The organism is Cobetia crustatorum (assembly GCF_000591415.1).
GTDB classification, from domain to species: domain Bacteria; phylum Pseudomonadota; class Gammaproteobacteria; order Pseudomonadales; family Halomonadaceae; genus Cobetia; species Cobetia crustatorum.
Map to the genome: position 1 here is coordinate 1 of NZ_JEMF01000119.1, position 11435 is coordinate 11435.

Annotated in this window: 11 protein-coding genes; 7 read left to right on the forward strand and 4 right to left on the reverse strand. The window is 59.8% G+C overall.

Annotated features, from left to right (window positions below):
• The first annotated feature begins 38 nt into the window (after positions 1-38).
• Positions 39-911, forward strand: coding sequence for a glycosyltransferase (locus BF12_RS0117135; protein WP_024953333.1), 873 nt, complete (start codon positions 39-41; stop codon positions 909-911).
• A gap of 32 nt (positions 912-943) precedes the next feature.
• Here BF12_RS0117135 and BF12_RS21840 read toward each other — a convergent pair whose 3' ends face one another.
• The 4 genes from BF12_RS21840 to BF12_RS23020 all read right to left on the reverse strand — a co-directional run bounded on the left by BF12_RS21840 (position 944) and on the right by BF12_RS23020 (position 5360).
• Positions 944-1570, reverse strand: coding sequence for a helix-turn-helix domain-containing protein (locus BF12_RS21840; RefSeq protein WP_024953334.1), 627 nt, complete (start codon positions 1568-1570; stop codon positions 944-946).
• Between the two features lie 87 nt (positions 1571-1657).
• A complete protein-coding gene (locus tag BF12_RS0117145) occupies positions 1658-3880 on the reverse strand; it encodes a sensor histidine kinase (protein ID WP_024953335.1) in 2223 nt (740 codons plus the stop codon).
• On the reverse strand, positions 3877-4962 hold the full coding sequence (locus tag BF12_RS20785; RefSeq protein WP_248623748.1) for a sigma-54 interaction domain-containing protein: 1086 nt from the start codon (positions 4960-4962) through the stop codon (positions 3877-3879). Before BF12_RS20785 ends, BF12_RS0117145 begins: the two co-directional genes overlap by 4 nt.
• On the reverse strand, positions 4932-5360 hold the full coding sequence (locus BF12_RS23020; RefSeq protein ID WP_248623749.1) for a response regulator: 429 nt from the start codon (positions 5358-5360) through the stop codon (positions 4932-4934). The genes BF12_RS20785 and BF12_RS23020 overlap by 31 nt, the downstream gene beginning before the upstream one ends.
• 445 nt (positions 5361-5805) lie before the next feature.
• Between BF12_RS23020 and BF12_RS0117155 the strand changes: the two genes are divergently transcribed.
• From BF12_RS0117155 to BF12_RS0117180, 6 genes are all read left to right on the forward strand, one after another.
• Complete coding sequence (locus BF12_RS0117155) at positions 5806-6720, forward strand: ABC transporter substrate-binding protein (RefSeq protein WP_024953336.1); 915 nt, start codon at positions 5806-5808, stop codon at positions 6718-6720.
• A 26-nt stretch (positions 6721-6746) separates the two neighbouring features.
• Positions 6747-7421, forward strand: coding sequence for an ABC transporter permease (locus BF12_RS0117160; protein WP_211242490.1), 675 nt, complete (start codon positions 6747-6749; stop codon positions 7419-7421).
• A 145-nt stretch (positions 7422-7566) separates the two neighbouring features.
• Positions 7567-8337: an ABC transporter ATP-binding protein gene (locus BF12_RS20790; RefSeq protein ID WP_024953338.1), complete on the forward strand. Its 771-nt coding sequence runs from the start codon at positions 7567-7569 to the stop codon at positions 8335-8337.
• A 45-nt stretch (positions 8338-8382) separates the two neighbouring features.
• Entirely contained in the window at positions 8383-9096 is a 714-nt protein-coding gene (gene mobA, locus BF12_RS0117170) for a molybdenum cofactor guanylyltransferase MobA (RefSeq protein WP_051511132.1), read from the forward strand.
• 406 nt (positions 9097-9502) lie between these two features.
• Positions 9503-10102 carry a molybdopterin-guanine dinucleotide biosynthesis protein B gene (gene mobB / locus BF12_RS0117175; RefSeq protein WP_024953340.1) on the forward strand — a complete coding sequence of 200 codons (600 nt, stop codon included), beginning with the start codon at positions 9503-9505 and terminating at the stop codon, positions 10100-10102.
• The coding region (locus tag BF12_RS0117180) for a molybdopterin-binding protein (protein WP_024953341.1) at positions 10099-11435 on the forward strand (1337 nt) is incomplete at its 3' end. The genes mobB and BF12_RS0117180, both read left to right, overlap by 4 nt.

Sequence of the window (11435 nt, forward strand, 5' to 3'; positions counted from 1 at the left end):
TTTCTTGACAACTACCGGTAGGGAGAGCGGGGGGGAAGGTGTTTTCGCATTGGCTCGACGCGTTTGAGCGTGAGCACGGCACAGTCGATCGGATCATCTTCCGCGGCTTGGGTACCTTCGAGCTGGTCTGGGGCTTTCAAGATCCGCGCGCACGTTATGTGCTCGAGAATCGCATTGACTTCAAGGGACCGCAGTGGAAGCAGCGCTTGTTTGCGCGGTGTCTGCTACAAGGCAAGCATCTGGTTGGCGTGTCGGATGATGTCGCCCAAGGCGCGCGTGATGTCGCGCAGCGCCTTGGCGTTCAGCCCATGCATGTCGAGACCATCGTCAATGCCTGCCCGATTGACCAGATACGCAAGCAGGCGGTGCTGGACGAGCCGGATATTCCTGATGAACCATTCCTTCTCAACGTCGCGCGGCTAGTGCCCCAGAAGGACCACGCGCTGCTGCTTGAAGCCTATGCGTTGGCGCAGCCTGTCGAACGGTTGGTCATCGTCGGTGCAGGCCCCAAGCTCGAGGAGTTGCAGGTGCAGGCTGAGCAGTTAGGCATTGCTGAGCGTGTGACGTTTGCCGGGCAACGTGCTAATCCCTATGCGTGGATGCGTGCGGCCAAGCTGTTCGTGCTCAGCTCGCGAGTCGAAGGTATGGGTATTGTGCTGATGGAGGCGCTCGCCTGTGGAACGCCGGTCGTCTCGGTCGATTGCCGCGGTGGCATCCGCGAGATACTCAAGGGCGGACTTGAACAGGCGATCGCACCACATTCTGCCGAAGGGCTTGCGACACGTATGAACGAGCTACTGGCCGCCGGAGGATATCCGATCCGTGATGAATGGCTGGAAGACTTCTGTCCGCAGACCATGGTGAAACGCTTTCTCGCCGACTCTGTAGATCCCGAAGCATTCCCCTGCTAGCGCACTCCATATGATTCTGCGTGTGTAACGCGTCAGCGCACGGGTGTCATGCTGATCCAGCGGCAGGGCCCTGATGCTATATCGTCACTGGGTGCGTGATGCAGTCGATAACGCTCGCCAGCAAAGAGGCGTACTGCATCATCCGGCCACAGCTGCGTGTCGAGCGGTTTACTGCCCGTGCCCGGCACCTCGATACGCAGACCGCCTTGCGTGACGACCAACACGGTGTCGTGGCTCGCCTGAAGGCTGACACTGGTATTGGCTGTCAGACTGCCAATACTGAGATTGGGAGCCGTCATGTCGTGGTGGCCGCTTGTCGGCCAGGCGGCTAGCCGCTGTAACGTCATGCCCGCGACACATTCCTCTACCGTCGAATGTTCTGCAGCGCGCAGCACGCGGGCGGGAGGCTCTGGAATTTCATCACCAAAGAAGTCACTGAGCGATATTGGAAAGACGTCGAGAATCTTGTTGAGCGAGCTGACCGAAGGGCTGACGGCATTCTGTTCAACCTGAGAAATGGTCGAATTGGTCACGTGGGCACGTTTGGCAAGTTCTCGTTGTGAGAGACCGTGGCGGATACGCAAAGCGCGTAAGCGCTCGCCAAGTGTGCGTTCTGCTGGGTGACTCGACGGGGGAGAGGGTGGGCTGTCTTGCTGCATGGCGCAAAAGCTTGATCAAGGAGAAGAGAAGAAAGGAAAAGACGTTCAGCTGAATGAAGATAGAAAACGAGTGACGAATGGCCATCGTCAATGTGCGCGACTACTACCGCCGGCACTCAGGGTTTCGAGCAGATGACGACCTTGATTGTCTTCATGATGACGTCGCGCGATACAGGGCAGCCACAGGCAGAACGTCGCGCCACCGCCAGGAGTATCTTCTAGCCATAAACGGCCACCCAGCTGAGTGATGAGGCCAGACGAGACGGATAGCCCAATGCCAGATCCGTTGGCGCGCGTAGTGAAGAAGGGCGTAAAGATACGTGCCTTCAGATGCTCCGGCACGCCGTTACCGTGATCGATGATGCGAATCTCGACCCCTGTTACTGCAGCTTGAGGAGGCATGTCGAGCTGCTGCTCTGTTGCCAGGTCCGGTGTCAGCACGTCATCGCGGTCGGCACTGGTGATGCAGAGCGTATCGGGGCGGGGTGCCATCTCGATAGCATTGATCAGCAGATTGACCAACACTTGCGTGAGCTGTGCACGATCGGCCTCGATGAGGCGTGTAGCGCTCAGATGATGTCTTAGCTGATGGCCCTGATGGTCCAGTGCATGGCGGACCAAGACCTCGATACTGTGAATCGCCTCATCGGGATGAATCTGACTGAGCACAGGAGTGCCCAGAGACCCCGGCGAGTCAGTATCACCCGCCATGGGATGCGGATCACGCGCGTACTGACGCAGATTGTCGACCAGTGCGCGGATACGCTCGACCTGGTGAATGATGGTCGAGATCTCTTCTTGCACCGGTTTGGCCTGCTCGCCAAGAATCACTTCGATCAGCTCAACGTGGCCGAGGATGACGGCGGCAGGATTATTGATCTCATGGCCAATTCCCGCCGTCAGCTCACCGAGTGCTGCCAGCTTTTCACGGGTGAGCAGTCGCGCTCTCGCCTCACGTAGCAGGTGAACGTGCTCTTCCAGCGCCTGGCTACGTTCACGCAGCGTGTCGGTTTGAGTACTGAGGTCACGGGTGCGGTCCTCGACCTGTGCTTCCAGCGTGCTGGCCGCTGCCTGAATCTCATGTCGATGGGCTTCCAGCCGCGCCAGCATGGCATCGAATTCCTCGGCCAAGTCATCAAGTTCATCACCGCGGCGTTGAGCAGGGCCCAGTGAGGTGAGCGTGCCGATTCGCAGGTCATCACGCGCGGGTGTGTCACGCACGGCGTGTACCACGCGGCGAATCTGGCGAATTGGCTGCATCAGGTGCTCGATACCACTCCAGACCAACAAGACGCCCAGCAGACTGACGGCCAGCAGGATAAGGCTGATGTGTACCAGGGTTTCGCGGTACAGCGCGGCATAAGGTGCTTGAGGGTAGCCAGCGTAGATCATGCCGATACGTTGGCCATCAAGCGCTTCAAGAGGCGCATAGGCGGCCACGAACCAGTCACGGACCACGAAAGCGCGATTCACATAGCGCTGGCCGGTGTCGAGCACCTGATGAGTGACGTCTGATGAGGCGCGGGTGCCTATCGCACGCTCGCCGATCAGATCGGTGACATTGGTCGCGATACGAACATCATCGAGAAACAACGTGATGGTGCCGATACCGTCCTCGGGTAGGGTGCCAGGACCATAGAGAAGATCGCGTATTTCATCGACCAGCCGTGGGTCACGATTGAGTAGGCGGCCAGCATCCAGCACGCCCAGCAGCTCGCCCTGGGTGTTGCTGACAGGTACCAGTGCGCGCAGCAGCATGCCGCGATTTTCCTCACGTCGCGCGCTGGGCTGTGCATGCGGTGTCTGACGCAATGCCAGGCGCGCACGCTCAGCGAGGGTCGGGTCCAGTGAGGCCAATGAATCAGCGCTCAGTACGTCGAGGCCATCCAGACTTTCGCCGCGCGCCAGCTGCGGCACCAGCGAAGCAACGCCAGGGGTCTGGCTCAGCTCCTCCGCGGGCAGCCAGCGCAGCCAATCCGCATTCAGTGTCTCGCGCATGGCATGCAGGCGCGGCACCAGTCGTGGCAGCAGACGTGATGCCTGATCTGTCGTCGTCGCGGTCTGATGCAGATTACGACGCATGGCCTCCAATCCATCACGCAGACGCTGATGCTGACTCTGCAGAACACGGCTTGAGACGTCCAGATCACTGCGCACATTCATGTACAGCTGGCGATCGGTGTAGGCCGTGGTCCAGTAGGCCGTCAATCCGACCAGCGCCAGCAGCAGGATCAGCAGCGGGGCGAGGGTCAATAGCAGCAGGCGGCGTCTCAGCGAGCTGGCGAGGTAATGACGGAGTCGTTGGATCATGCGCTGTCGTCGGCATCGCGCGTGCCGCTGCTCGAATCGGCATCGTTGTGCGTATCGACATCATTGCTACGCCACGTCGTCAGCTTGCGATCCAGCGTCTTGCGCGAGATTCCCAGCTGACGCGCAGCGGCGGATTTGTTGTTGGCGTGACGCTCGAGTACTGCGCACAGATGCGCTCGCTCAACGGCATCCAGCGACCATTCGAGTGGATAGCTGTTGCTTCCTGGTGTATCCGTCGCGTTTTTCTCATCCCGCAAAGCTGTCTTGGGATCGATCGGCAGTGCATCGCCTGGCAGGCGGCCGAGCAACAAGGAGCGCTCAATGACATTCTTGAGTTCTCTGACATTGCCGGGCCAGCCGTAGCGGCAGAGACGAGTCAGGTCCGCATGGTCCCAGGGCACGGGGGGCAGGCCGAGATCACGTGATAGCTGCTGGGAAAAGTGTTGGGCTAGCGCAGGAATGTCCTCTGGTCGTTCACGCAGGGCGGGCAGCGTCAGGCTCAGTACGTTGAGGCGGTAGTAAAGATCTTCGCGGAAGCGGCCTGCCGCCACTTCTATCTCAAGTGTGCGATGTGTGGCAGCGACAATGCGCACATCCACGGCCTGTTCCTGCTCGCCACCCACAGGGCGCACGCGGCGAGTTTCCAGCACGCGCAGCAGCTTGGCCTGCATGGCCAACGGCATTTCACCTATCTCATCGAGAAACAGCGTGCCGCCATCGGCAAAGCTGAAGAGACCGTCACGCCCACGATGCGCGCCAGTGAAAGCGCCTTTCAGGTGACCGAACAATTCACTTTCAAGCAGCTCCGGGCTGATGGCGCCGCAGTTGATAGGCACGAAAGCGCCACGTCTTCCGGATAGCCGATGCAGATCACGCGCAGCTAGTTCCTTGCCGGTGCCGGATTCACCGAGAATCAGTACCGGTGAAGGAGCTGGAGCGACACGTGCGATGATCTGCCCCAGCTCACGCATGGCGGCGCTTTCGCCCTTGAGGCTGGCTTCTTCTGACTGGTGACGTGCATTGTCGCGACGCAGCAGGAAGTTCTCACGTGCTAGCTGGCGGCGTTCAAGGCAACGATCCACCGCCGCATGCAGCTGCTCAAGCCTGAAGGGCTTGATGATGAAGTCGCTGGCACCGGCACGCAGGCGCGTACCGCGGTGTCGAGGTCGGCGTAGGCGGTCATGAAAACGACGTCGCTGACCGAGTCGGCTGCCAAGGCTTCATCCCACTCCAGCCCATCACGCCCCGGCAGACGGATATCGAGCAGGATCAGGTCGAAGTGCAGTCGCGAGCGTAGTGCTTCGGCCTGCTCGACACTGTCGACGCACTCGATCAACGCGAAGCGTGAGGTCAGCGCCTTTTCCAGATAGCGGCGCATACCGGGTTCGTCATCGACGATCAGTACCGAAGCGGTGGGCAGGCGCTGCTCATCGCTGGCCCGACGAGAATCTCGTAAGGGAGAGGTGGCGTGGGCGGTCATGACGTTCCTCTGGGCTGCATGGTGAGCTGGCAAATATTGATGTCGGGCATGCGAGCATTGTGGCGCGGAGTTCAGGGCTTATCTAGCCATTGTCTCGTCAATGGCAGTAGACAGCTAGCGCCAAGCTACATCTATGGGGCGTGACGTGATGACGCAATCGGATGCTCATGTGTGTCGAAGTGGCGCTATTTCTTGCACGAGCAGCAATAGGGTAAGTATTTTCCGAATATGAGTGTGGAGGCTCAGCTAGCTGAGAGACAGACTCATGTATGCATAACTGGGCGCAATACCGTTATGATTCGCGCCCAGTCAGGATACCGTTCGAGGCGAGACATTGATGTGAACGCCAGAGCTGAAGATGGGCACGCCCCTTGCAATGACATGACGCTCGCTCAGAGATAACAGAATTCACCTGACAACATTGATACGCCAAGGGAGCTTTACCATGCAGCACCGCCATTCAGTCTCTGCCCATCGTCTATTGGGCGCCATTGCTGCGCTGTCACTCGGTGCATTGAGCATCCTGCCCGTTCAGGCTGCCGACAACATCATCCGTCTGGCCACGACGACCAGCACCTATAACTCTGGCTTGCTGGATAACCTGTTGCCGCCTTACGAGAAGGCGCATGACGTCACGATCCAGGTGATTGCCGTCGGCACTGGCAAGGCACTGCGCATGGGGCAGGATGGGGATGTCGATGTGGTGATGACCCACGCACCGGGTGCCGAGCGCACCTTCGTCGATGCCGGTTACGGCGTGGAGCCACATGGCGTGATGTACAACGATTTTGTGCTGCTTGGGCCGAAGGCTGACCCTGCTGCTGTCAAGGGTATGCAGGATGTCGATGCAGCGCTGAGCAAGATTGCTACCGCCAATGCTGGCTTTGTCTCGCGCGGTGATGATTCTGGTACGCACAAGAAAGAGCTGACGCTCTGGAAGAGTGCCGATGTCGTGCCTGAATTTTCCGGCTACAAGTCGGTCGGCCAAGGCATGGGCAAGGTGCTGAGCATGGCCAGCGAACTACAGGATTATACACTGAGTGACCGTGGCACCTGGCTTGCCATGCAAGACAAGCTCGATCTCTCGGTACTGGTCGAGGGCGATGCACGCCTCTTCAATCCTTACCAGGTGATTCTGGTCAATCCGGCCAACCATGAGGGGTTGAATACTGACGGCGCGCGTGAGCTGGCCGAGTGGTTGATCTCGAAAGAAGGTCAACAGGCCATCAATGACTTCCGTCTCAAGGGCAAGGCGCTGTTCCATGCAAGCCACGGTGAAACAGGCTTTGATGCCCAGCAGACCGCTGATAGCACTTCCCCGTCTCAGGGCAAGGTTGAACAGGCCGAGCCACGCTCGTGAGTCTCTGGGAGACCACGCAGGAGGCCATGGGCCTCCTGCTGCGCATGGACGCCGCGTTGTGGGAGATCATCGGCGTCTCGTTTCGGGTATCGCTGCTGGCCATGCTGGCGGCGGTGCCGCCTGCGCTGTTGATCGCCTTCGTGTTGGTGCGCTGCGCCTTTCCGGGGCGCTGGCTACTGATTTCGCTGGTGAACACGTTGATGGCAGTGCCCACCGTCGTGGTGGGCCTGCTGCTATTTATCCTGTTGTCGCGAGCTGGCCCTCTCGGTGATTGGCATCTGCTGTTTTCCCAGCCGGCCATGATTATGGGGCAGATACTGCTGGCGCTGCCGATTCTGGTCGTGATGCTGCATGCTGCGCTGGCCAGCGTTGACAAGCGTGCCTGGGAGACTGCGTTGCAGTTGGGAGCCTCGCGTCCGGCGGCCCTCTGGCGACTGGTCATGGAAGCGCGCTTTGGTGTGATGGCAGCGCTGGTGGCGGCGTTTGGCAGAATCATCGCTGAAGTGGGTTGCGCCATGATGGTGGGTGGTAACATTGCCGGCTTCACGCGCAACATCACCACGGCCATTGCGCTTGAAACACTCAAGGGTGAATACGCCCAAGGCGTTGCACTGGGCATGGTATTGCTGGTGTTGGCGCTGGCGCTGAATCTTCTGCTGGGGCTGCTGCGGGGCCGTGGCCAGCTGGCAGTGCAAGCTTGACCCGATCGCGCAAGCGAATTCATGCCTGATGGGGCGATGTAATACAATCGCCGCATAGCGTCGGCCGAGAGAGCCCATCGAGCCCTGTCGCGTCTGACCATGGAGCGCTGAGTCGCACACGCCGTAATTGTCGTATGGAGTCATGATGTCCCCCCCAACTTCTTCGTCCTCGTCTGCCACGACGGACGAATCCCTTTCGGCAGCCACCGCTGCTGCGGCGCCGTGTGCACGTCATGCCCTGCTCTGTGTGCGAGACCTCCATTACCGCCTGCCCCCCGCTGCGCGCGGCACCGCTGACGCTTGTGATGCCAGTGGCCGCTTGCTGTGGCAGGTGCCGTTGCTTGATTGGACCCCTGCGCATAGTGGCGGATGGGTGCATCTGAAAGGTGACAATGGCAGCGGCAAGACCACCTTGCTGAGAGTGCTGGCGGGGATGCAATCACCTACGGGTGGCGAGCTGCAATGGGCAGTCCCGGGCACTGAGCGGGTACACTATCTGCATCAGCAACCCTACCTTTTCGATACCAGTGTGTCCGGCAATCTCGTATTGGCTGCCCGCTGGCAGCCGCAGCGTCGTTCAGCGGGGCAGCAGCGTGTTCAGGTCGAGGAGATGCTCGATTGGAGTGGTTTGAGTGATAAGGCCCGTCAGCCGGCGCGCTCATTGTCGGGTGGTGAGCGCGCTCGACTGGCATTGGCGCGCGCCTGGCTCTCGCGTCCTCCGGTCCTGTTGCTCGATGAGCCCGCTGCCAACCTGGATCAGGCTGCCGTCGAGCAGTTGGCGACCCGTCTTGAGCAAATGTGTCGTGAGGGGTGTGCCGTGATCCTGTCATCGCATCAGGACAATGCGCTGAGTGATGGCTGTAGCGCACGCTGGACGCTGACCGAGGGCAGGCTGCACACTGAGTCATTGCTGTAATGAATCTACCCGCGCACCTGTCGCGCTCGATCGGGACACGCCTGCATGTCAACATCGAATGAACTTCCCGCTGTTACCCCGCTCCCCGCGAGTGGTGAGCAACTTGCGGCGTCACTGACGCCGAGCAACATCACGGGGGTGGTACTGGCCGGTGGCCAGGCACGTCGCATGGGCGGCATCGACAAGGGGCTAGTGCCGCTGGAGGGTGTGCCACTGATTGAGCATGTGTTGGCACGATTGACACCGCAGGTGGGTGAGGTGCTGATCAATGCCAATCGGTCTCACGCCGAATATGCAGCCTATGGGCACACGTTGGTGGCTGACCGTGAGCAGGGCTATCACGGGCCTTTGATGGGAATGGCCAGCGCGCTGGCTGCTGCCCGAACGGAGTGGGTGATCATCGTTGCCTGTGACGTGCCTCATCTGCCCATCGAGCTGATCGATACCTTGAGTGTCGCGCTGATTGATCATGCCAACGGCGACAAGCTCGCGGGCTTCAGTGTTCAGGGCGATACCGCTCCCAACGCATTGGCATTGCTGGCCGTCGCCGCCGATGAAGAGCGTTATCATCCGGTGATCTGTCTGATGCATCGCGGTCTGCTGTCGTCGCTGGAGGCTGCACTTGCGGCTGGCGAGCGCAAGATTGACCGCTGGTTTGATCAACATGCCTGGCTTCGCGTGCAGGCCGGTGATAGCCACGCCTTCGCCAATCTGAATACCCTTGAAGAATGCCGCGAGATGGAATCCGGCTCGCGCTAGCATAAGGCTTGCTCTTCAGTGATGACAGTGAGCAATGCGTGTCATCAAGAAGCAGCTGGCGACGATAGGCGAGTCAAAATGATGCACCGTCTTTGCGTCGCCACTGTGTTTTCCGGAGCCTGTCAGTCTATTGTCTTTCTCTGATGAGATTTCACGGCCTTCGGTTTGCAACGTTACTTCTGCTTGTCGTGTCTCACCATCGCCCCCATCTGATGTTCATTGTTCACAGCACATGTCCACAGCATACGGATGTACGTGCTGTCATGACGGTATGTACGCAGGAATTACCAAGAGAGTCTTCATGTCCGAGTTCCCCGCGAATGCTTCACGGCCTGTTACCTCCCCGAGCGAATCGTCGACGATCTCTTCCGAAGGTGCGCCAGGCAGTGGTGAGGCAGACAACAGCATGTCGTCGGCATGGGCTGCGCGCCTCGCGCCGACGGCTTGCCCGTTGCTGGGAGTCGCGGCCTGGAGTGGCACAGGCAAGACCACGTTGCTGGAGCAACTGTTGCCCAAGCTGCGCGAGCGAGGCCTCAAGGTCGCGGTGATCAAGCATGCTCATCACGCCTTCGATGTCGATGTGCCGGGCAAGGATAGTCATCGCTTACGCATGGCGGGCGCCGTGCCCATGCTGGTGGCGTCGGCGAAGCGCTTCGCGTTGATGATGGAAACCCCTGAGCAACAAGAGGCGGACCTTGAGCAACTGGTTGCACAGCTGGATAGCCTGGAGGTTGACCTGATCCTGGTCGAAGGTTTCAAGCAGTGGCCGTTACCGAAGCTTGAGCTTTATCGCAGTGCTGTCGGCAAGCCGTTGCGTGTGCTGGAAGATCGCTGGATTCACGCACTCGCTACACCTGGTGCCACGATTGACGTGCAAGACACATTGCCGGTCGATTTGAAGCAGCTGGACCTCGATGATATCGAGACACTGGCTGCCTGGGTCTCGGCATGGCCGATACATTGGCGCCTCGAGGGTGGCCAGCCGCGTCGGGAGGTAACGTCATGAGCCTGTCGTGTTTTGACCCGATGTTTGGTGAGCGAATGCTGAGTGTCGATGAGGCATTGGCCGTGCTGGGCGATAGCCTGGCTGCCATGCAGCGCTTACGTGCTACCGAGCGTGTCACTCTCGATAAGGCGGTGGGGCGGATACTGGCCGAGACCATCGTTTCGCCGCTCGATGTTCCTGCGCAGACCAATGCTGCGATGGATGGCATCGCTCTGGCGCATGCGTCGCTTCCACGCGCTACATTGCAGGATTCGGCGAATGATGCATGTGAGCTGCGCGTGATCGGTAGCTCGCTGGCGGGGCACCCGTGGCACGGACGCGCGCTTGAAGCGGGTGAAGCACTGCGTATCACGACCGGTGCTGCACTGCCTGTGGGCGCGGATAGCGTCGTGATGCAGGAGCAGTTGCAGTATTTTGCTACAGGGCTTGTTGACGCTCGCACTGATTCATTGCCGGCGGCTGGCGCGGGCGACGCTGAGCGGGTCGTGATTGAAGGCGCGTCGAGCGTACGGCAGGGCCAGAATGTACGTCAGGCAGGAGAAGATATTGCATGTGGCAGTGACGTAGTGTCTCTAGGGCAGTGGCTGACACCAGCCGCCGTTGGGGTTCTGGCATCATTGGGGCTTGCCGAGATAACAGTCTACCGCCCTTTGACGGTGGCGATCTTTTCCACTGGCGATGAAGTGACTGCGCCGGGTGAGACCTTGTCGGCTGGCGGCATTTTCGATGCCAATCGCTTTAGCCTTTCTGCGTTATTGGTTGAGCAGGGCATCGATGTACTCGACCTCGGTATCCTGAGCGATGATCGTGAAGCATTGATCGTGGCACTGCAGGATGCAGCCTCACGCGCCGATATGGTGATGACGTCCGGCGGTGTCTCGGTAGGTGAGGCAGACCATGTTCGTGGTGCGCTTGAAGCCTGCGGTGAGCTCGCGTTATGGCGCATCGCCATGCGTCCGGGTCGACCACTCGCATTTGGTACACTAAAGGTGGCAGTGGGTAGTGAGAAAGCAGGTGGCCAGGTGCCATTCTTTGGTCTGCCCGGTAATCCTGTCGCGACCATGGTGACCTTTCTGCAGTTCGTGCTGCCCGCACTGCGTCAGATGGCCGGTCAACAACCGCGCATGACGGCTCCCGCCCATCAGCAGGAGGGTGAATCAGCAATGACAGTCGTGCCGATGGCTACCTCATTGGCATATTGGCAGTCTCCGCGGCTTCAGCTGATCGCCGGTGAAACGCTGCGCTCGCGCCCGGAGCGTGTCGATTATCACCGCGGGCGCCTTGTGGTGGGTGAAGATGGGCGACAGGTGGTGATGACGACCGGTAAGCAAGG

Bases quoted from the DNA above. Each gene is read 5' to 3' on its own strand.
- BF12_RS23020 (WP_248623749.1), bottom strand. From the start codon at position 5,360: ATGACCGCCCACGCCACCTCTCCCTTACGAGATTCTCGTCGGGCCAGC.
- BF12_RS0117145 (WP_024953335.1), bottom strand. From the start codon at position 3,880: ATGATCCAACGACTCCGTCATTACCTCGCCAGCTCGCTGAGACGCCGC.
- mobA (WP_051511132.1), top strand. From the start codon at position 8,383: ATGTCAACATCGAATGAACTTCCCGCTGTTACCCCGCTCCCCGCGAGT.
- BF12_RS21840 (WP_024953334.1), bottom strand. From the start codon at position 1,570: ATGCAGCAAGACAGCCCACCCTCTCCCCCGTCGAGTCACCCAGCAGAA.
- BF12_RS20790 (WP_024953338.1), top strand. From the start codon at position 7,567: ATGTCCCCCCCAACTTCTTCGTCCTCGTCTGCCACGACGGACGAATCC.
- BF12_RS0117155 (WP_024953336.1), top strand. From the start codon at position 5,806: ATGCAGCACCGCCATTCAGTCTCTGCCCATCGTCTATTGGGCGCCATT.
- BF12_RS0117160 (WP_211242490.1), top strand. From the start codon at position 6,747: ATGGGCCTCCTGCTGCGCATGGACGCCGCGTTGTGGGAGATCATCGGC.
- mobB (WP_024953340.1), top strand. From the start codon at position 9,503: ATGTCGTCGGCATGGGCTGCGCGCCTCGCGCCGACGGCTTGCCCGTTG.